Genomic DNA, 19578 nt, shown 5'->3' on the forward strand with positions numbered 1-19578 from the left:
TACGGCATCCTGCCGACCACGAAGGCCATCTTGCCGCGCGGTCCGCAACGTGTCACGCGGGAGTCTACGGCCCTGGGTTGCGCTCGCGACGGCGGATGCGGGGGAGTCGGCGGGCGCGGGGTGTGCGGCGTGCGGTCGTTCTCCGGGTGCGGCGGGGGCGATCGGACGGTGGCCCGGCACCGGTGTTCCGGGCCACCGGGCGGATTCCGGCCCGGTCGTGCGGGGCTCAGGCTCCACCGGCGCTCGGCAGGACGGGGACCAGGTCGTTCCAGCGGGCGATCTCGCAGCCGTCGGTCCGCGAGAAGCGGGCGTCCACGGGCCTTCCGTACCAGCGTCCGGTGACCCGGGCGGTGGCGTTCCCGCCGTGCTGGAACGTGCAGACGGTCCCTCCGGGAACGGGGGCGAAGGGATCGCCCCCGAAGGTGGAGAGTTCGGCGAGTCGTTCGCATGCCCGTGCCGCCTGCGGATGGGTGCCCCCGGTGGGCCCGCACTCCAGACGGTACGCGCCGTCGACGGCCCGCCCGGTGCCCCTCACCTCGATGGTCAGCCGGTCGGGCGTCCCGGCGAGCGGAGCCGCCGGCCGGGCCAGCAGGCCGTCGCCGAGGAGCGGGAGCAGGGGCACCCGGTCCAGTGCCTGGGCGGTGCCGGGGGCCGCGGCCAGCCCGGAGAAGGCGGCGAGGGCGGCTGCGGCGGTGCGGAGGATGCGCTGCGGCATGGGCGTCCTTCGGTGGTGCGGAAACGGTACGGCAGGCGAGCGCCACCGGCCGGCCGGGACGCCCGCCGGGTCTAACGCGCGGGACCGGAACGGGTTGCGCCACGGTGCCGGCCCGGCCCCGGGCGGGGCCCGCGACGGCCCGGAGCCCGGTGATCTCGTACCGGTGGCGGCACGGGCTTTGCCCTGCGGCCGGCGCGCCTAGTACCGTAGGGGGCGATTGGTGACGGCCCGCTGGGCTGTGTCATCATCTGCACGCACCCTTCGCGCTCGCGCGGGCGGTTGTGCTGGAGGCGTCGCCTAGTCCGGTCTATGGCGCCGCACTGCTAATGCGGTTTGGGCCTTAAAGCCCATCGAGGGTTCAAATCCCTCCGCCTCCGCACTCGTGAACCCGAAGCCCCGGCCCCACGGCCGGGGCTTCGGGCGTTCCCCGGCCCGGGCTCCCCGGCTCCCCCGGTCTGCCTTCCGCCGACCGCACGGTCGGTACGGGGGCGAGGGTTCGAGGGGCGATCCGGTGCGTCGGTGGCCCCGGCGGACAACGGTCGACCTGGGCGTGTCGCGGTGAAAGTGCAGGTCAGAGGTGGTGTGAAGAACGGATTTCGCCTCACGGCGCCGTTCATGTAATGTTGTTCCCGCAACGCCGACCGGCAAGAAAGTCGGAGCGGGGGAGCACAGAGAACAACAGAACACAAGCACTCGTAGCTTAACGGATAGAGCATCTGACTACGGATCAGAAGGTTGCAGGTTCGAATCCTGCCGAGTGCACAGCAGACCAGAGGCCCTGTGGATCAGTCCACAGGGCCTCTGGCCTTCGCGTGGACGGTGGGGTCGGCGGGGCCGGGCGGGCGTCGTTCGGGACGTCGGAGGCCCCGTGGGGTGAGCCACGGGGCCTTGGGTGCCGCCGGGGCGGGGCGGCGGGTAGTGGGGGCGGGGTTGCGGTCAGGCGGTCTCGTGCTTCGCGCGCCACTCGGCGGCCAGCATGGCGTAGTGCAGCTCGCCGCCCCACTCGCCCTTGAAGATCTCGGACTCCACGAAGTGGGCCTCCTTGCGCAGGCCGAGGCGCTCCATCACCTTGGCGGAGCCGCCGTTGCGCGGGTCGCAGCGGCCGATGATCCGGTGCAGGGAGAGCTTCTCGAAGCCGATGCGCAGCATCTCCGCCGCCGCCTCCGTGGCGTAGCCCTTGCCGTGGAAGCCCGGGTGGAGGACGTAGCCGAACTCGCCCTGGCGGTGTTCCTCGCTCAGCCACACCAGCAGGACGTAGCCGATGACCTTGCCGTCGAGTTCGACGGCCGTCATCAGGGTGTCCTTCTCCTTGCGGAGGGCGGTCTGACCGAGTCGGACGGCCAGTTCCCTGGCGTTGTCCTCGCGGGTGCGGGGCTCGTTGAAGAGGTAGCGGGCCACGTCCTCCCGCGACTCGAACTCCAGCATGTCCTCCTCGTCGCGCGCGGCGAACGGGCGGAGGACCAGACGCTCGGTCTTGATGGGCTCAACGAGTTCGAACATGGAGTAGTCCTTGAGGAATCGAATGACGGTCGAATGATCGGGTTGCTCGGTACAGCCTGGGCCACGCGCGCTCCCCACCAGGCGTTTTCACGCCAGTGTTGGGGCGGTCGGCCGGGGCCGGCAGCAGCCGGGGGCGGCGGGGACGGGAGGCCGGGGCGGGTGTTCCGCCGCCGGTCGGCCGGGGCGGGCGGGTCCGGTCGGCGGACGGTCGAAGGGGGTCAGGAGCTCCTCGACGGGGTGCCGGTGGCCGTCCGTGAAGACCTCGCGGACCCGGGCCGCCGCCCGTACGTCCCGCAGCGGGTCGCCGTCGACCACGAGGAGGTCGGCCCGTGCCCCGGGGGCGACCACGCCGAGGACGCCCTGCGCGCCGAGCGCCACCGCCGCGTTGACGGTGGCCGTGCGCAGCGCGTCCACCGGGGAGAAGCCGTGCCTGACCAGGGCGCGCAGGTTCTGGTGGATGCCGATGCCGGGGAAGTCCAGCGGGGCGTCGGTGCCGGCGACGACGGTGCCGCCGGCCCGGTGCACCCGCAGCAGCAGGTCGACGTCGCCGGCGGTCCACGCCCGGTCCAGTTCGGCGGCCGGGGTGGCGGCGTGCTCGGCGCGGGCCAGCAGGGCGGCGTACTCGGCGGCGGGGAACAGCGTCCTGGTGCGCCGGTCCTCGATCAGGTCGCGTCCTTCCAGGAAGAGTTCGTGCGCGAAGAGCAGGGTGGTGGAGACGTACATCCCCGAGCCGCTCAGCAGGCGCACGGTGTCCTCGGCGGTGCGCCCCCCGGCGTAGCTCAGGGTGCGGGAGTAGCCGAGCCGGTTCTCCCCGCCGGTGTGCTCCATGCCGTTGAAGCCGGTGGCGGCGGCCGGGTAGAGGTAGTGGGAGACCGCCGGGACGCCCGCGTGTCGCAGTCGGGCGACCAGCCGTCGCTCCAGCCGGACCGGAAGGCGCTGATACGACTTCAGCACGTGGTAGCCGAGTGCGGTGACCCGTTGGAGTTCGCGGTCGAGCTGGGCCTCGGAGGTGACCGTCCGCATGAACGGGAAGCGGACCCGCGCACCGTCGAGGGGCTCGCCCGAGCCGAGGAACCTGGGGCCGGGGACGGCGCCCGAGTGGATCGCCTCCCGGGTCTCGGCCATCCGGTAGGCCGGGTCGCCGGTGGAGCGGCTGGTGGTGACCCCGTACGCCAGCCACAGCGGCCCCTGCCGGCTGCCCCATTGGCGTCCGCGCAGGTGCCAGTGGTTGTGGACGTCGATCAGGCCCGGGATCACCGTCGCGGTGCCGGCGTCGACGTCGGGCCGGGGCGCACCGGCCCGTACCGGTTCCACGGAGACCACGCCGCCGTTCTCGACGGTGATGTCGACGTCCCTGCGGTAGCCGTCGGCCCGTCCGTCCCAGAGCGCCCCCGCACGGATCACGGTGCGGGGGGCCGCGGGGCGCTGCACGCACACCAAGGGGGTGGTGTGGCGGGCGGTGCGCCGGCGGCGTCCGGGGGACAGCAGGACGAGTTCGCCCAGGGACAGGAACAGCACGTGCCCGGTGGCGGAGACGGAGACGGCGTCGGCGACCCGGTCGGACAGCGGCACGGGAGGTCCGGTGACGGTGCCGTCGGGGGCGACGGGCACCCGGTGCACCAGGCTCTCCGCGACCACGACCAGGGACTTCCCGTCGGGTGCCCAGACCGGCCCGTCGTGGCCCCGGGTGGCGATCGAGCGGTGCGGGGCGATCGGCCGGACGGTGCTCGCCCCGGTGGCGACGTCGAGGGTGAGGACGCGGTTGAAGCCCGCGGTCTCCCGTTCGGACGCGGTGACCAGCACCGCCATCGACAGCCGGGTCCCGTCCGGTGACCAGGACGCCTTGCCGGGGTGGTCCGCCGCGGGAAGCAGTTCGCGGCTGCTGCGGGCGGCCGTGTCGTACAGCCGCAGCGCGCCGTTGCCGTCCTGGAAGGCGATCCGGTCGCCCGCGGGAGAGACGCTCGGCAGCAGCGCGCCGTCCGCGAGGTCCGTGAGCCGCTGGTCGGGGCCGCCTCCCACGGTGTGCCGCCACAGCTGGGGGGAGCCGTCGCGGTCGCTGGAGTAGACCAGGGAGCGCCCGTCGGGGAACCAGTGCGGATCGCTCGGGTCCCCGCCGTCGACGATCTTCGTGGTGGCCCCGCCGAGGACGTGCAGCCACAGCGCGCCCAGGGCCCGGAAGCACACCGTGGAGGCGTCCGGCGACAGCACCGGCCCCGCGAGGCCCCGCACCGGGGCCCGTTCCGGGGCGGTCACCGGCCGGGACGGCACCGGGGCCGCCCCGGCGGGGGCCAGCACCGCGGCGAACGGGACCTCGCCGGCCCGGGAGCCGGGCGCGGTGGCGCGCCGGCGGATCGTTCCGTCCGCGCCGCCGTACAGCAGCTCGGTCGCCGACGCCCACGCCGGCGGGAAGGGCCCGGGTTCCTCCGCCTCGTCGGTCAGCGGCCGGCCGTCGACGTACAGCCGGGCGCGCGGCCCGTCGACGGCGATGTGCGCGAGGACGCCGCCGGGCCCGTAGCCGGCGCCGCGCAGCACCTGCCCGGCGGGCGCGGTGCGCACCGTGGTGCGCCGCCCGCTGGGCAGGTGGAGGGTTTCGAGGACGGTCTCCCCGACGACGTAGGCGATCCGTTCGCCGTCCGGGTGCCAGGTCGGCGAACGGTACGCGCGGTCGTCGTCCGTGCCGACGACCGCGCGGGTGCGTCCGGTGGCCGGGTCGAGCAGCCACACGGCGCTGGTGTCGCCGGCGTCGGAGACGTAGGCGATCCTGCCGCCGTCCGGGGAGACGGCGGGCTCCACGTCGTACTGCGGCCCCGAGGTGAGTCGGCGCACGGCGCGGGTCGTGAGGTCGACCGCGCACAGGTCGTAGACGCCCTCGCGGAAGGACTGGAAGGCGACCTCGGTGCCGCCGGGGAAGAAAGACGGCCAGGTCGCGTCCTCGGCGTCCTCGGTGAGCCGCCGGGCCGTGCCGCCGGTCAGCGGCATCGCCCACAGGGCGTTGACCGCGTCGTGGACCAGGGTCCCGGAGACGGGGTCGCAGCTCAGGGCCGTGTTGGTGGCCCGGTCGACGGCGATGCCGGGCGCGGCGGCCCGCGCCGGGGAGGTGCGCACGCCGAGTTCGACGGCGGGCGCACCTCCCAGCACGGCGCCGCCCTTCAGCATCGTGCGCCTGCTCAGGGTCATGCGCGGAGCTCCAGACGGTTCACGGACGGTGCGGGGCGGGGTCGCTTCATCGCCCGGCGCGTCGGGCGATCACGTAGCGGGGGAAGCCGTCGTGGTCGGTGTGGCTGGTGACGGTCTCGAACCCGGCGGCGGCGACGATGTCGGACACCTGGTCCACGACCGCGTCGTAGTGCTCCAGCGCCAGGGTGCCGCCTGGCTTGAGCAGCCGTGCGGCGGTGGTGACCACCGAGCGCAGCACGGCCAGCCCGTCCCAGCCCGAGTAGACCGCCTCGGCGGGCTGGTGGACCGACCACTCCGCGGGGATCACCAGGCGGTCGGGGACGTACGGCGGGTTGGCGGTGACCAGGTCGACGGTGCCGTCGAGTTCGGCGAGGAGGGCCGGGTCGTTCGCGTCGCCCCGGACGAAGTCCACGGCGGCAGGGACCCGTTCGGCGAGCGAGGCCGCGTTGCCGCTCGCGCACGCGACCGCGGCGGCGGAGACGTCGACGCCGGTGACGGTCGCGTCGGGGCGGTGCGCGCCGAGCGCCAGCGCGATGGCGCCGGAGCCGGTGCACAGGTCGACGCAGCGCGGGGCGTCGGTCCCGACCCGTTCGAGGGCGTCGAGCACCATCGCCTCGGAGTGCACCCGGGGGATGAACACGTCCTCGGTGACGCGTAGGTCGAGGTCGAACAACCGGGCCCGGCCGGTGAGGTACTCCAGCGGGGTGCGGTCGGCGCGCCGGGAGACCAACGTCCGGTAGGCGTCCACCTGTTCGGCGGTCAGCTCCGTCGTCTCCGCGGGGACGGCCCCTTCGCCGAGGACGTGGGCGGCGAGTGCCAGCGCGTCCTGTTGCGGGGCCCACACCCGGGCGGCGGTGAGGACCCGCAGGCCCCACGCGGTCTGCGCGCCGACGGTGTTCGTCGCGTCCCGTTCGGGCTCGCCGAACCTGGCGCGGCAGTTCGCGTAGTAGGTCCGCATCCACTCGACCATCCTGGGGTGGAGCCGGGAGGAGGCGATCAGCTCGGGGGGCGGGGTGAACCCGGGGTCGATGGTGTCCGCCCAACGGGAGTAGATCGGCTCCAGGTCCGCGCCGAGGTACTCCTGCCAGTCGGTGGGGACGTGCCAGTGGTGCTCGTAGCCGGTGGCGAGCATGTGCTCGACGGTGGTGTCGATCGCGGACCGGCGGGAGACGCCCTCCAGGGGGCGGCGCTCGGGCGTGAAGGGGTCGAGGTCCAGCTCGGGGGCGTCCCCGTACAGCCGGCGGGCGAACTCCTGCGCCAGCAGGGGGGAGAGGAACAGCCCGTCGCGGTAGGTGCCGGTCATCATCCACAGGCCCGAGAGCGGGGTCTCGCCGAGCAGCGGGAAGCCGTCGAGGGAGACGGGCCGGTTGCCGACGTGGATGCCGGCGACGCTGCTCGACCAGAGGTCGCGGCGGACCTGCCGGTGCGAGCACTCCAGCAGGAAGAGCAGGTCGCGCATGACCGGGTCGGCCAGCGGTCGCGGGTTGATGATGTTGGTGGCGCCGACGTACACCCGGGCCATGCCGCGCGGAACGACGTGCAGGCCGCAGGCGAAGGCCCGGTTGGGGGTGCGGATCACGGACTCGGGGGCGGTGCCGTCATGGGTGGAGACCGTCGCGGAGACGCCGTAGCCGGCGACCAGGCGGGGGATGCAGTCGCCGAGTCCGTCGACGGAGTCCACGAGTTGCTGGGAGCCGACGCCGCTGGCGAGGACGACCTTGTCCGCGGTGAGCCGCTCGCCGTTGTCGAGGACGACGCCGCGGACCGTGCCGCCCTCGTGGAGCACGGAAACGGCCTGCGCGTCGACCAGGGTCACCCCGCGCCGCTCCGCGGTCCGTTCCAGCCGGCGCAGCAGCCGCCCGGAGTCCACGGCGTGCTCGCCGGGTATGTGCAGGGCCTTCAGGGGGCGGGAGTTGGGGTCCGGGTCCAGCCAGCCGACGTCCTCGGGGTCGACCGTCTCGTACGGTTCCCCGTGCTTCTCCAGCGTGGCGCGGATCGCCTCGTAGTTGTCGCTGTCGATGGCACCGGTGCCGACGGTGTTGAGGATGACGGTGGTGCCCTTGGCGGTGAGGATGTCGCGGGGGTCGGCGGTGCCGTCGGCGATGGTCTCCAGCCAGTCGTCCCAGACGTCCTTCGCCTTCAGGTCCAGGGCGAACTTGACCTGTCCGTAGGCGTTTTCCAGCAGGGCGCTGGTGACCTCGCCGAAGCAGCCGAGCATGGCCCCGGCCGCCGAGGAGGCGGCGAAGGGTCGGGTGCGCCGGCCGATCAGCGCGACCCGGGCTCCGCGCCCGGCGAGTTCGACCGCCAGGGAGGAGCCCAGCGAGCCGTTGCCGACGACGAGCGCGTCGAAGCCCGTGGAGCGGGGGGTGCTGTCGTTCATCGAAGGGTCTTCCTTTGCCTGGGGCGCCCCGGGGTCCGGGGCGCCTGGGAGTGGTGGCCGGGCGTCAGACGGAGGCGAGGCAGTCCGCGACGGACTGGATCTGTTCGGGGGTGTGGTGGGCGGAGAGGGCGAACCGCAGCAGGCCGGTGCCCCGCGCGACGACGGGGTAGAAGACGGGGAAGCAGAGGACGCCCGCCTCCCGCAGCTTCACCGCGCTCGCGAAGGCGGCCTCCTCGGTCTCCATGGCGAGGCCGCGGATCGGCGAGCGGGTTCCGGCGTTGACGAGCGTGCCGGCGCTGTTGGCCTTGTCGAAGAGGTCCGCGTTCTCCCACAGCTTCCGCTGGAGTTCGGCGACGGTCCCGTCGAGGTGCATCCGTGCCGACTCGGTGTTGACGAGGACGTGGGTGATCATGTTCGAGTGGCCGAAGACCATGGGGTTGGCCTCGCGGCGCAGCACGGTCACGTCCTCCGCCCGGTGCGTCAGCAGGAAGCCGCCCGAGCCGCCGAACGCCTTGGACAGCGAGCCGACCAGCAGCACCGAGGGCGGGACCTCGCAGCCGAGCGCCTCGAAGGCGTAGCCGGCGCCGCGCGGGCCGCTGATCGAGATGCCGTGGGCGTCGTCGACGTAGACGTAGCCGCCGAGCCCGGCCGCCGCGTCGCTCAGCGACTTCACGTCGATCAGCCCGCCCATCGAGCCGATGCCGTCGACCAGGACGATCGGGGTGCGGCCCTGCGACCGCGCCAGGTCCAGGGCGTCGGTCAGCGACTGCGGGTCCTCGATGCGGAACCGGGCCGCCGGTCCGACCTGTTCGAGGACTCCGCGCAGGGCCTGCATGGAGGCGTGCGCGGTCCGCTCGATCACGAAGAGCGGCCCCTGGGCGGCGATCGGGTAGCCGGGCAGCACGCCCGCTCCCAACAGGGGCAGCACCCCGAGGTGGACGCTGGAGACCGAGTTGAACACCAGCGCCGACATGCCCGGGTAGACCTCCCCGAGCAACTCCTCCAACTGGCGTGCCTCGGCGGGCTCCACGCTGTTGCGGGAGGAGGAGAAGTGGGTGCCGTACAGGTCCAGCGCGGTGCGCACCGACTGGACGAGCCGGGGATGGTCCTCCAGCCCCAAGTAGGAGCAGGAGACGAACTCCACGTACTCCTCGCCGTCGGCCAGCCGCACCGACTTGCCGGAGCGGGCGGAGATGGTGTGGCCGGTGAGTCCGGCGCGGACCGCCCGGTCGTACATGTCGGTGGTGGCCGCGGACCTGCGGGCGATGCGGTTCGGTGTCGGGTCGTTCATGACGCCCTCCTGGGGTGGGGGTGCGGGGGGTTCTCCGGGTTCACGGCGAGCCGGGGGGTGCCGGGGCGATCAGGGCGCCCAGCAGCCGGGCCGCGTCGGCGGCGGCGCCGTCGAGGCCCTCGCCGTACCAGTCGGCGAGGTCGGTGAAGTGGGTGCGGAACTCCTCCTCCCCGCCGTCCGCGCGGGCCCGGGCCCCGAGCGCGGCGAGGGCCTCGCCGAGGGCCGCGCGGGCCGCGCCGGCGTCCTCGCCGGCCGCCTGGATGTCCCAGTAGGTCTCGACGTCGGCGGAGAGCACCCGGGCGGTGAGGGCCAGCAGCGCCCGGGTCGGCGGCGGCGCGCAGGCCGCGACCAGGGCCGGGTCGAGCCCGAGCCGGGCGAGTGCGGCGGTGAAGGAGAGCAGGGCGGCGTGGGTGGCCGCCTGCACGGTGGTGACGTACCGGTCGTGGTCGCGGTGGCTGAGCCGCTCCACCCGGACCCCGGTGCCGGCGAGGAGCTCCAGCAGCCGTTCGCAGCAGTCGTCGCCGCGGGTCAGGGAGGCGGTGACGGCGTTGCCCGCCCAGCCGAGGGAGGGGTGGAAGAGCGGGTTGAGGCTGAGGACGGGACGGGGCGCGAGTCCGTCCTCGGCCAGCTCCAGGAAGCGGTGCTTGTGGGAGAGGGTCTCCACCACGGTCGCGGTCGGGGCGGTCGTTCCGGCGAGCACGGGCACCGCCGCGACCGCGGCCTGTTCGGGCACGGCGACGAACACGGCGTCGGCGGCGGCGAGTTCGGCCCGCAGTTCGGCGCCGGGCGTGGCGATGTCGTCCCTGATCAGCGGCGTGGTCCCGGTGGGTCGGGCCGCGGGGTCGGCGGCGACGGTGCGCCAGCCGGCGGAGGCCAGCAGACCGGTGAGGAGCCGGCCCACGTTGCCGTGGCCGACGACCACGGCCCGCCGAATGCGCTCGGGCCCGGTCCTCGGGGCGGGGGCGCTCATTCGTCCTCCACCGTGGCGTCCGTGGCGGCGAGCATCACCCGGGACTTCACCAGGGTCTCCTCGTACTCCTCCGCCGGGTCGGAGAGGGAGACGATCGCCCCGCCGACGCCGAAGGTGGCGGCGTCGGGGCCGTTGACCAGGGTGCGGATGACGATGCTGAGGTCGGCTGCACCGCTGAGGGAGAACCAGCCGACGGCGCCCGAGTAGTAGCCGCGGGCCCGGCGTTCGAGCTGGTCGATGATCTCCATGGTGCGGACCTTGGGCGCGCCGGTCATGGAGCCGCCGGGGAAGGCCGCGCGCACGCACTCGACGGCGGAACGGTGGTGGGCGACGCGGCCCTCGACGGTGCTGACGAGCTGGTGGACGTGGGAGTAGGTCTCGACGTCGAACAGCTTGGGCACGTGCACCGAGCCGACGGTGCAGACCCGGTTGAGGTCGTTGCGCAGCAGGTCCACGATCATCAGGTTCTCGGCGCGGTCCTTGGGGTTGGCCGCGAGCTCGCGGCGGATCTCCTCGTCCTCGGCCGGGTTCCCGCCGCGCGGCCGGGTGCCCTTGATGGGCTTGGCCTGGACGCGTCCGTCGCGGCGCACCTGGAGGAACCGTTCCGGCGATGCGCTGAGCAGGGTGTCCGCCCCGAAGCGCAGGTACGCCCCGAAGGGCACCGGGCTGGTGGCCCGCATCCGCAGGTAGGTGGGCAGCGGGGCGTCCACGGGCGCGGATTCGGCGGTGTTGGTCAGGCAGATCTCGTAGCTCTCGCCCTCGGTGATGGCGTCCAGGCAGGACTTGATCGAGCCGAGGTAGGCGCTCCGGGGCTGGTCGAAGCGGAAGGTGCGCCCGCCGTCCGGGTCCGCGGGGGCGGGCGCCGCGGCGCCCGCCCCCGGCTCCGCGCACCGGGCGACCGCCTCGGCGGTCCGGGCGAACCAGGCGGCCGTCTCCCGCGGGGATTCGGCGGCCGCGGGGTCGGTCAGCGCGAGGAGGTGGGTGCGCCGTTGGTGGTGGTCGATGACGACCGCCCGGTCGGCGAAGACCAACTGCCCGTCGGGCCGGGGGGAGACGTGTCGGGCCCGGCCCCCGGTCTCCGCCTTCAGCTCGTAGCCGAGGGCGCCGACGTAGCCGAGGTTGAAGTCGCACGGGAGCCCCGCGGGGTGCGGGGCCCGCCGCTTCGCCAGTTCCTCCCCGAGGCGCTCGAAGAAACCCTGCTCGACGCGGTGGGTCCCGGCCCGGTCGGTGACGGTCCAGGTGCGGTCCTGCACGCAGTAGGAGGCGTGCTCGGCGAGCGGGCCCGAGGCGTCTCCCATGATCGTGAAGCGGCTCTCCGGCAGGTCGTCGCGGGAGCTGTCGAGCCAGAAGGCGTGTGCGGAGTCCCCGTACAGCCCGGTGAAGAGGGCGGCGGCGTCGGGGTGGTGGGGCAGCTCGCGGACCTCGACGCGGCGTCCGGTGCGCGGGGTGCGCCGGGCGGCGGACCGGTCCCGGTCGCCGTTGGCGGCGGTGGCCAGGGCACGGAAGTTGTGCAGCAGTTCGCCTCCGTACTCGGTGAGGACCGACTCCGGATGGAACTGCACCCCCCACTGGGGGGCGTCGCGGTGGCGGACCGCCATCACCACGCCGTCGGCGGTCCACGCGGTCGCCTCCAGGTGCGCGGGCAGTTCGGTGACGGCGAGGGAGTGGTAGCGGACCACGGTGAAGGGGGAGGGTATCCGGGCGAAGAGGCCCTCGGCGGCGTGGAAGACCTCGGCGGTGCGGCCGTGGACGGGTTCGGGGGCGTGCGCGACGGTGGCCCCCGCGAAGTGCGAGATGGCCTGGTGGCCCAGGCAGATCCCGAGGACGGGCACCCCGGTCTGTTCCAGGGCGTGCGCCGACGCCCCGAGGTCCGCGTTCCGTTGGGGGCGGCCCGGACCGGGCGAGAGCACGACCGCCTCGTAGGAGTCGAGGTCGATCTCCGACCACGGCGTGTCGTGGGTGACCACCTTCGGTGCGATCCCGAACACGCGGTGCATCAGGTCGTTCAGGTTGTAGGTGAAGGAGTCGTAGTTATCGATCAGAAGCGTGCGCACCGCGCTCCACACCTCCGACCAGTACGGCGATCCGGTCCCGTGCCGAGTCGAGCGGCGCCGAGCGGCCCTCTTCCTCCCGGCAGGCGTCGGAGATGAGGGTGGTGTACACGTCCTGGAGGGCCCGCGGGTTCAGGCCGTGCTCCAGGGCGAACTCCGTGGCCCTCTCCAGCACCGTCCGCACCCTGGCCGGCTGCATGACGGGGATGTCGTTGCCCTTCTTCATCTCGCCGATGCGGCGGGTGCAGTGGTGCCGCATCAGCAGGGCGTTGAGGAGGATCCGGTCGACGGCGTCCAGGTCCGCGCGCAGTTCGCGCAGCACCTGCTGGTGCGCGTCCTCGGGGTCACCACTGGTCATGGGGGTCTCCTAGGGGTGCGGGTACGGCGCCCGGGGCGGCACCGCGCGGGTCCCGGTCCGACCGGGGGCACGGGCGGGCGGGGTTCGCCACCGAGGGCTGGGGGAGGGGGTCGGCGGTCGGGCTCGGCTCGGGGTTCCGTTCCGGGGGGCGCACGGACGCGGTCGGGGCGGCCGTGGGTGGAGCGAGACGGCGTGCGGGCGCGCCGGGGCGGCGGCGGACCGCCGGGAACCGGGGCGGGAAGGGAAGGGGGGAGGGGGAGGCACGGAGCGGGTCGGTCGATGCGTGCGGCTACGACGGATGACGTACGCGGCACGGGGGCGCCGTTCGTCGTGGCACTGCACGGTAGGCAGCCGGGCACCCGCCCCACCAGGGACCACGGGAGACACTTCCCGGGCGGTTGCCCGCTCGGGTCACCCGCACCGTCCTCCCCAGGAGGCGTCCCGGGGGTCACCCCGGAGGACATCGGGGCCGGGCGGACGGACGGCGCGGGAGGGCGGGAGCCGAACGGTCGCGGTGCCGGAACCGGGCCGGGCGGGGAGCCGGGGCGGGCTCGGAGCCGTATGTGGGTTTCTGATGGGCGGCGCGGGTCCAATCGGTGACCGGTGTCCGAAGGACCCGCAAATCTGGCTGATACCCATGCGTCAACCGGTGTGGTCAGGTCGTTTTTTGACGCGTGGTTGAGTCGTTTGTGATGGGCTCTTTACTATCCGCTAGGCAACCGCCTGAACGGACGGTCCTGGTGGGGGAGGAAAAGCGGCGTGTCCATCCGAGTCGTGATCGCCGAGCCGCGTGCCGCCGCGCGTGCCGCCTTGTCGCTGCTGCTGGCGTCGGACCCGGACATCGTGGTCGTGGGGGACGCGGCGAACGGGGCCGGGGCGGTCGCCCTGGTCGCCGCCGTCAGCCCCGACATCGCCCTGCTGGAGGTCCGGCTCTCCGACATGGGCGGCCTGGAGGCCATCTCCCGGATCGCCGACCGACCCGGACCCCACCGCACCCGGGTGCTCGCCTACAGCAACTACGCGGAGGACGAGGACGAGTTCTTCCTGCCCGCGCTCTCCGCGGGCGCCAGCGGCTTCCTCGCCGTGGAGAGCGAACCGAGGGCCGTGCGCGCCGCCATCCGCGCCCTGGCCGACGGCGACTCCTGGCTCGACCCCCGCCACGCCCGGCGGCTGATCACCGAGTACGTCTCCGCCGCCGGGCCCCGCCCGCCCGCCCCCGCGTGCCAGGGCCCCGCCCTGACGGCCCGGCTCAGCGCCCGCGAACGCGAGGTCACCGCGTTGATCGGCCGCGGCTACACCAACGGGGAGATCGCCGAGTGGCTCAGTCTGAGCCCGCTCACCGCGAAGAAGTACGTCAGCCGGCTGATGGCCAAGCTCGGTGCCCGCGACCGGGTGCAGCTGGCCCTGATCGCCTCGCGCGCGGGCACCTCGCTCGCCTCCTGAGGGCCGGGGCCCGGCGGGGCGCCGGGCGGCGGGCGACACGACCACACGAGAACGGGAAGAGATGAGTCCCCCCAACGACGTACGGGTGCCCCCGGCAGGTCCCCGCGAGTGGGCCGGCCTCGCCGTGCTCACCCTGCCGGTGCTCCTGATCTCCATCGACATGACGATCCTCGGGTTCGCCGTCCCCCGGTTGAGCGAGGACCTGGACCCCGGCGCCGGGCAACTGCTGTGGATCGTCGACGTCTACTCGTTCGTGCTGGCCGCGCTGCTGGTCACCCTGGGCGCCCTCGGCGACCGCATCGGCCGGCGGCGGCTGCTGGTGCTCGGCGCCGCCGGATTCGGCATCGCCTCCGTCCTCGCCGCCTTCGCCCCCTCCGCCGAGGTCATGATCGCGGCGCGGGCCCTGCTCGGCCTCGCGGGCGGCACCCTGATGCCGTCCACCCTCTCCCTGATCCGCTCGATGTTCCCCGACGCCACCCAGCGCGCGTTCGCCGTCGCGGTCTGGTCCTCGGCCCTGGCCGCCGGTTCCGCCCTCGGGCCGGTCCTCGGCGGCGTCCTGCTCGAATTCTTCTGGTGGGGTTCCCTCTTCCTCGTCAACGTCCCGGTCATCGTGCTGATCCTGGTGCTGGCCCCGCTGCTGGTCCCGGAGTCGAAGGCGCTGGTGCCGGGGAGGCTCGACCCCGTCAGCGTGCTGCTCTCGGCCGCAGCGATGCTCCCCGCGGTCTACGGGATCAAGAAGATCGCCGAACACGGCCCCGGCCCGCTGCCGTTGGCCCTGATCGCCGTCGGCGTCGTCTGCGGGGTCCTCTTCGTCCGGCGGCAGACCTCGCGCGAGGACCCCATGCTCGACATGGCCCTCTTCCGCCATCCGACCTTCAGCGTGGGCGTGGCGCTCAACCTGATCACCCTCTTCGTGATGGTCGCGGCCCTGTTCTTCCTGACCCAGTACCTCCAGATCGTGCTCGACGTCCCGCCGATCCGGGCCGGACTGGTGCTGCTGCCGGGCATGCTGCTCACCGTCGCCGCCTCCTTCGTCGCCGTCCGCGCCGCCGCCCGCTCCGGGCTGACGACGGTGCTCGGCACGGGGCTGCTGCTGATGGCCGGCGGCTTCGTCCTGTTGGCCCTGCTGCCCGTGGAATCCGGGGTCGTCCTCGCCGCCTCCGGCTTCGCCCTGGTCTGTTTCGGCATGGGCCTGATCCAGACGCTCAGCAACGACGCCGTCCTGTCCGCCGCCCCCGAGGACCGGGCCGGCGCCGCCTCCGCGGTCTCCGAGACCGGCTACGAACTCGGGGCCGCGCTCGGCATCGCCGTCCTCGGCAGCGTGCTGACCGCCTCCTACCGCGCAGGCCTCGCCGACGACGTCCCCGGGGTCCCCGGGGACGCCCTGTCCACCGCCCGCGACACCCTCGGCGGCGCCGTGGACGCCGCCTCGGCCCTCCCGGACGGAGCCGCCTCCGCCCTCCTGGACGCGGCCGGCACGGCCTTCGTCGACGCGGTCCGCACCACCAGCACCACGGCCGCGGTCCTGCTGCTGGCCGCGGCCCTGGCCACGGTGCTGGCCCTGCGCGCCGGGCGACCGGAGCCGTCCGCCGATGCCCCGGACCCGGTGACCCCGGCCCCCTCGCCGGCGGAGGAACCGTCCGGCCGGTGAGCCGGCCCGGGGTGCGGGACGGGCGGTGCGGTCGGTGCCGCCCGAGGCTCAGGCCGGACGGTCGCGTCCGGCCAGCCAGACGGTCAGGTCGTGGGCGATCCCGTGGATGCTCGTCGAGGTGGTGACGGAGTGCTCGGCGCGGACGGTGTCCCGGCGGTCGACCTCGTACGTTCCCGGGGCCAGCACCCGCACCCGGACCGACCAGCCGTCGCCCCGGGCCGGGCGGACGCGGAGGAAGGTGTTCTCCGCGTCGTCGAGGTCGCCGAGCATCATGAACAGCGCGTCCTCGGAGGGGTCGTCGATGCGGTCGCCGTCCTGGCTGTCGGCCCGGTAGTACTCGGCATCCAACGCTCTGCTCTCCTCACTGGTCGCCCGTGTCGACCCGGTGGACGTTCGGGCGCCAGCATGCCACCCGGCACTGACGCCCCCGGCCGCCCGGCGGAACGTCAGTGGCCGGCGGTAGCGTCGGGAGGATGACGTGGTGGTCGGTCGGGGTGCGCTGGGACGCGGCGGCGGGGGTGCCGGTGCTCGGATGGCGGGGGGACCGGGGCGAGTCGCGGGAACGGCCGCTCCTCCTCGGGGAGCGCCTGGGGTTCCGGGCGGTGGGCGTGCGCAGGTGCGTCGGGGTGGCGCGGGGCGGGCGCCTGACGGGGTGTGCGACGGGGGCCGAGGTGGCGGCGCGGGTCACGCGGGCGCAGTGCGAGGAGTGCGCCCGGCTGGACCGGGCGCGTTCGGTGGCCGCCGACACCCTGTCGGACGATCCCCGTCCGTACCGGGTGTACCTGGCCTGGTTCGGGGCCGGGATGGTGAAGGTGGGGATCACCCGGGTCGACCGGGGCGCGGCGCGGCTGTTGGAGCAGGGCGCCGTGGCCTTCGCCTGGCTCGGGTCCGGGCCGCTGATGGCCGCGCGGCGGGCCGAGGAGGCGGTGCGGACCGCGTTGGGGGTGCCGGACCGGGTGCCGTACGACCGCAAGCGGGCGGTGCGGGCCGAGTTGCCGGGGGTGGAGGCGCGGGCGGCCCAGGTGCGCGAGGCGTACCGGGCCGCGGTGGGCTTGCCGGGCTGGCCGGAGTCGCTCCGGCGCACCCCGGAGTGCGTGGTGGTGGACCACGGCGGGGCGTTCGGGCTGGTGGGGCTGGCCCCGGCCGCCGCGGTGGTGACCGGACTGCGGGCGGGCGGGGTGGTGAGGGGGACGGTGGTGGCCGCCGCCGGCCCCGATCTGCACCTGGCGGACGGTCGGGGAGCGGTGGTGGTGCTGGACGGCCGGTTGATGGCGGGATGGGAGCTGGTGCGGGCGGACGGCGGGGCCGACGACGGGGAGGTGACGGTGCCGGTGCGGGACGTGTCCGCGGTGCAGGGCGGATTGTTCTGAAGTCGCCCGCGGTGCCGCGGCCCGGGAATCAGCGCCCGGCGAGCACCTCTCGGACCGCCCGTCGCACCTCGGCGTGGGCGGCCTTCGCCTTGCGGAGCACCTCCCCGTTGTCCGCACGCGCGGAAGCCTGGTTCTCGGTCTCGGCGGCGCGCCAACTCTCTGCGAAGAGGGAATTCTTCTTGCACCGGACGTCAGCGACGGCGGTGTCGACCTCTTCGGTGGAGGGCTTGGTCATCTCCACCCAGGAGGGTTTCCGTTCCGCACCCGCCCAATGGGGGGACGCGATCACCTCCTCCGGGATTCGGTAGTCGTACCCGGCGTCTTGCATGCAGACCCGCCATTCAGCGGCTGCTTTCCTGACCGTCGGACTCTGGCGCGCCTGCTTCCACGCGGTGAGCCTCAGGTGGTTTATTTCGTTCGCATAGGGAATCTCCGGCTTGGCCATTCCCACCTTTCGGTACGCCTCCCCGCGGCATCCTCCTTCCGGGATCTCTCGTCCGTCGTGCTTTCCGGTCTTCTCGCCGGTGTAGATCCTCCGCGTGGTTTCGGGTATGCGTGCGGTGCGTTCCCTGGACTTGCTGTGGGACCTTCCGATCTCCTCCCACGTCATGTTGGCGGGGGCTGGCGGGCTGTATCCGAATTTCTTTATGAAGCGTTCGTCCGTCACGCCGTAACGTCGTGATTCGATGGTGGACGGTCCGGGGTCGCGCCGTGGCCGCGGCCAGTCCAACCCGAACGATTCCATGCACGTGCGGGAGACGGTGTGGATGGCCTGTTCGAGCCGGCGTTCGTCTTCGAGGCCGAACTGGTGCGCGTCCAGGGGCATCGGGATGAGGGCCCCGCGGTACTCCTCCGGGTTGGGGAGGACGGCGGGAGGGGTCTCACGGGCTTCCTGCGCACCGGTTGTGGAACAGCCGGTGATGAACGACGCGACGGCGAGGGCCAGAACCGCCCGTGTGCCCTTCATGGTTTCCCTTCCCGGTCAGGACGGAGTTTCAAAAAAGGTGCTGCCCGCTCGGACGAGCGGGCAGCACCTCGTGCTTCTGCTGTTTTCAGCCCGGGCAGGCGGGGTTGTTGGCGAAACAGTGGGAACTCCACGAGTTCTCCTCGCCGAACTGGCTCCAGTTCGTCTTCCCGCCGCCCAGTTGGCCCAGTCCCAGGCCGCTGTAGTTGGCGAACTGGTAGAACGACACGGTCGTGTCGGGGTCCCGGTTCCAGGTGGAGTTCACCGTGTTGTCGATGCCGACGTTGGTTCCGTAGTAGGTGCCCGTGTAGGACGGCTTGCTGTACAGCGTGTCGTAGACGCGGCCGGTTTGGTTGTTCGCGTCGTAGAGGCACACTTCGCCGCCGTTCGAGCTCTCGCACACGCCGTTGTAGCTGCCTGCGGAAGCTGTGCCGGAAAATGTGCCGAAAGCCAGGGCCGCGACGACCGCTGTGATGGAAATATGGCGAACCTTTACCACGGTGGCCTCACATCTCGCAGTGGGTGCAAGGAAGCGTTCATCCGGAATCTAGGTCGGATTCCGTTGTGGAGTCAACCCCTTTACTCATTGCCGGAAGGGGTGGGTATTCGATTTGGCTAAAAGGGAGACGGGTGTCTTGATCCCCCGTGTGCGCGTTCCGTGCCAGATGATTTCTTGCCGGGAAATAAAGGGTTATGGCGGAAGGTGTGGTCCGTGCCTTCCGTGCGGCGGACCGTGGCGCTGGGCGCTGGCGGCGGAGGCGGCCCCGGGGCGGCAAGGCCCCGGGGCGGTCGGGCCCTCGGTGGCGGGCGCGAGACCCGGTCGGATTCTCAGGGATTTCACAGACCGCCCACATGGGGGTTTCAGGGCCCGCCCCGAGGGTGACCGTCATGACCGCGATTCAGGAACGCATGCAGGTGGCCGAGGCGGACGGGCAGCCGGTCAGGGTGCTCGTCGTCGACGACGAACCGTCCATCACCGAGTTGTTGTCGGTCTCCCTGCGCTGTGAGGGGTGGAGCGTGCACAGCGCGGCCGACGGGCAGGGGGCCCTGCGCACGGCGCGGGAGTTCCGGCCCGACGCGGTCGTCCTCGACGTGACGCTGCCCGACCTGGACGGCCTCTCGGTGCGGGCCCTGCTGCGGCGGGAGTGCCCCGGCGTTCCGGTGCTGTTCCTCACCGGCCGCGGCGTGACGGACCGGATCGCCGGGTTGACGGCCGGCGGCGACGAGTACGTCACCAAGCCGTTCGGGGTGGAGGACGTCGTCGGGAGGTTGCGCGGGCTGATCCGGCGGACCGCGCCGGTGGCCGGGGCCGCGGGCGGGTCCCTGCTGGTCGTCGGAGACCTGGTGCTGGACGAGGACAGCCGTGAGGTGACCCGGGGCGGGAGGGCGATCCACCTGACGGCCACGGAGTTCGAGCTGCTCCGCTACCTGATGCGCAATCCGCGCCGGGTGCTGAGCAAGGCGCAGATCCTCGACCGGGTGTGGAGCTACGACTTCGGCGGGCGGGCCAACGTCGTCGAGCTCTACGTCTCGTACCTGCGGCGCAAGATCGACGCCGGCCGCGAGCCGATGATCCACACCAGGCGCGGCGCCGGGTACCTGATCAAGCCCGGCGGGTCCGGTGTGAGCGGGGCCTCCCGGTAAATCGCTGTACGCCGTACAGGAGTACTTCTACAGTGTACGAGTTCCGCTCGTACACTGGAGAAGG

Annotated in this window: 15 protein-coding genes and 2 tRNA genes; 6 read left to right on the plus strand and 11 right to left on the minus strand. The window is 73.2% G+C overall.

Features of this window, described 5'->3' with window-relative positions:
* Positions 1 to 226 precede the first annotated feature (226 nt).
* Complete coding sequence (locus ACSMX9_RS14715; protein ID WP_445402754.1) at positions 227 to 715, minus strand: SSI family serine proteinase inhibitor; 489 nt, start codon at positions 713 to 715, stop codon at positions 227 to 229.
* A 286-nt stretch (positions 716 to 1001) separates the two neighbouring features.
* Between ACSMX9_RS14715 and ACSMX9_RS14720 the strand changes: the two genes are divergently transcribed.
* Positions 1002 to 1092: transfer RNA gene (locus ACSMX9_RS14720), tRNA-Ser, on the plus strand.
* 312 nt (positions 1093 to 1404) lie between these two features.
* Positions 1405 to 1477, plus strand: a tRNA-Arg gene (locus ACSMX9_RS14725).
* A gap of 174 nt (positions 1478 to 1651) precedes the next feature.
* Here the strand turns inward: ACSMX9_RS14725 and ACSMX9_RS14730 are convergent.
* The 7 genes from ACSMX9_RS14730 to ACSMX9_RS14760 all read right to left on the minus strand — a co-directional run bounded on the left by ACSMX9_RS14730 (position 1652) and on the right by ACSMX9_RS14760 (position 12442).
* Complete coding sequence (locus ACSMX9_RS14730) at positions 1652 to 2215, minus strand: GNAT family N-acetyltransferase (protein WP_445402755.1); 564 nt, start codon at positions 2213 to 2215, stop codon at positions 1652 to 1654.
* An 87-nt stretch (positions 2216 to 2302) separates the two neighbouring features.
* Positions 2303 to 5392 carry an amidohydrolase family protein gene (locus ACSMX9_RS14735; RefSeq protein ID WP_445402756.1) on the minus strand — a complete coding sequence of 1030 codons (3090 nt, stop codon included), beginning with the start codon at positions 5390 to 5392 and terminating at the stop codon, positions 2303 to 2305.
* Positions 5393 to 5438: 46 nt separating this feature from the next.
* Positions 5439 to 7772: a HemK family protein methyltransferase gene (locus tag ACSMX9_RS14740; protein ID WP_445402757.1), complete on the minus strand. Its 2334-nt coding sequence runs from the start codon at positions 7770 to 7772 to the stop codon at positions 5439 to 5441.
* A gap of 64 nt (positions 7773 to 7836) precedes the next feature.
* Positions 7837 to 9063 carry an aminotransferase class I/II-fold pyridoxal phosphate-dependent enzyme gene (locus ACSMX9_RS14745; RefSeq protein ID WP_445402758.1) on the minus strand — a complete coding sequence of 409 codons (1227 nt, stop codon included), beginning with the start codon at positions 9061 to 9063 and terminating at the stop codon, positions 7837 to 7839.
* Positions 9064 to 9103: 40 nt separating this feature from the next.
* Positions 9104 to 10033, minus strand: a complete 930-nt coding sequence (locus ACSMX9_RS14750) for a prephenate dehydrogenase/arogenate dehydrogenase family protein (RefSeq protein WP_445402759.1) — start codon at positions 10031 to 10033, stop codon at positions 9104 to 9106.
* Positions 10030 to 12087, minus strand: a complete 2058-nt coding sequence (gene pabB / locus ACSMX9_RS14755) for an aminodeoxychorismate synthase component I (protein ID WP_445402760.1) — start codon at positions 12085 to 12087, stop codon at positions 10030 to 10032. The genes ACSMX9_RS14750 and pabB overlap by 4 nt, the downstream gene beginning before the upstream one ends.
* Positions 12065 to 12442: a chorismate mutase gene (locus tag ACSMX9_RS14760; protein ID WP_445402761.1), complete on the minus strand. Its 378-nt coding sequence runs from the start codon at positions 12440 to 12442 to the stop codon at positions 12065 to 12067. Before ACSMX9_RS14760 ends, pabB begins: the two co-directional genes overlap by 23 nt.
* A gap of 759 nt (positions 12443 to 13201) precedes the next feature.
* On the opposite strand from ACSMX9_RS14760, the gene ACSMX9_RS14765 reads away from it, so the two are divergent.
* Both ACSMX9_RS14765 and ACSMX9_RS14770 read left to right on the plus strand, forming a co-directional pair.
* On the plus strand, positions 13202 to 13885 hold the full coding sequence (locus ACSMX9_RS14765) for a LuxR C-terminal-related transcriptional regulator (protein WP_445402762.1): 684 nt from the start codon (positions 13202 to 13204) through the stop codon (positions 13883 to 13885).
* 61 nt (positions 13886 to 13946) lie between these two features.
* Positions 13947 to 15536, plus strand: coding sequence for an MFS transporter (locus ACSMX9_RS14770; RefSeq protein WP_445402763.1), 1590 nt, complete (start codon positions 13947 to 13949; stop codon positions 15534 to 15536).
* Between the two features lie 48 nt (positions 15537 to 15584).
* Here ACSMX9_RS14770 and ACSMX9_RS14775 read toward each other — a convergent pair whose 3' ends face one another.
* A complete protein-coding gene (locus ACSMX9_RS14775; RefSeq protein ID WP_445402764.1) occupies positions 15585 to 15884 on the minus strand; it encodes a hypothetical protein in 300 nt (99 codons plus the stop codon).
* Between the two features lie 125 nt (positions 15885 to 16009).
* Between ACSMX9_RS14775 and ACSMX9_RS14780 the strand changes: the two genes are divergently transcribed.
* Positions 16010 to 16906: a DUF2797 domain-containing protein gene (locus ACSMX9_RS14780; protein ID WP_445402765.1), complete on the plus strand. Its 897-nt coding sequence runs from the start codon at positions 16010 to 16012 to the stop codon at positions 16904 to 16906.
* Between the two features lie 28 nt (positions 16907 to 16934).
* Here the strand turns inward: ACSMX9_RS14780 and ACSMX9_RS14785 are convergent, their stop codons facing one another.
* Together ACSMX9_RS14785 and ACSMX9_RS14790 are read right to left on the minus strand one after the other, a co-directional pair.
* On the minus strand, positions 16935 to 17873 hold the full coding sequence (locus ACSMX9_RS14785) for a hypothetical protein (protein ID WP_445402766.1): 939 nt from the start codon (positions 17871 to 17873) through the stop codon (positions 16935 to 16937).
* Between the two features lie 85 nt (positions 17874 to 17958).
* Positions 17959 to 18273 carry a peptidase inhibitor family I36 protein gene (locus tag ACSMX9_RS14790; RefSeq protein ID WP_445402767.1) on the minus strand — a complete coding sequence of 105 codons (315 nt, stop codon included), beginning with the start codon at positions 18271 to 18273 and terminating at the stop codon, positions 17959 to 17961.
* A gap of 485 nt (positions 18274 to 18758) precedes the next feature.
* On the opposite strand from ACSMX9_RS14790, the gene ACSMX9_RS14795 reads away from it, so the two are divergent.
* Positions 18759 to 19514, plus strand: a complete 756-nt coding sequence (locus tag ACSMX9_RS14795; protein WP_445402768.1) for a response regulator transcription factor — start codon at positions 18759 to 18761, stop codon at positions 19512 to 19514.
* Positions 19515 to 19578 lie beyond the last annotated feature (64 nt).

This window comes from Streptomyces sp. LE64 (assembly GCF_052606915.1).

Coding starts and splice junctions, on each gene's coding strand:
- ACSMX9_RS14715 (WP_445402754.1), bottom strand. CDS start 715: ATGCCGCAGCGCATCCTCCGCACCGCCGCAGCCGCCCTCGCCGCCTTC.
- ACSMX9_RS14730 (WP_445402755.1), bottom strand. CDS start 2,215: ATGTTCGAACTCGTTGAGCCCATCAAGACCGAGCGTCTGGTCCTCCGC.
- ACSMX9_RS14735 (WP_445402756.1), bottom strand. CDS start 5,392: ATGACCCTGAGCAGGCGCACGATGCTGAAGGGCGGCGCCGTGCTGGGA.
- ACSMX9_RS14740 (WP_445402757.1), bottom strand. CDS start 7,772: ATGAACGACAGCACCCCCCGCTCCACGGGCTTCGACGCGCTCGTCGTC.
- ACSMX9_RS14745 (WP_445402758.1), bottom strand. CDS start 9,063: ATGAACGACCCGACACCGAACCGCATCGCCCGCAGGTCCGCGGCCACC.
- ACSMX9_RS14750 (WP_445402759.1), bottom strand. CDS start 10,033: ATGAGCGCCCCCGCCCCGAGGACCGGGCCCGAGCGCATTCGGCGGGCC.
- ACSMX9_RS14760 (WP_445402761.1), bottom strand. CDS start 12,442: ATGACCAGTGGTGACCCCGAGGACGCGCACCAGCAGGTGCTGCGCGAA.
- ACSMX9_RS14770 (WP_445402763.1), top strand. CDS start 13,947: ATGAGTCCCCCCAACGACGTACGGGTGCCCCCGGCAGGTCCCCGCGAG.
- ACSMX9_RS14780 (WP_445402765.1), top strand. CDS start 16,010: ATGACGTGGTGGTCGGTCGGGGTGCGCTGGGACGCGGCGGCGGGGGTG.
- ACSMX9_RS14785 (WP_445402766.1), bottom strand. CDS start 17,873: ATGAAGGGCACACGGGCGGTTCTGGCCCTCGCCGTCGCGTCGTTCATC.
- ACSMX9_RS14795 (WP_445402768.1), top strand. CDS start 18,759: ATGACCGCGATTCAGGAACGCATGCAGGTGGCCGAGGCGGACGGGCAG.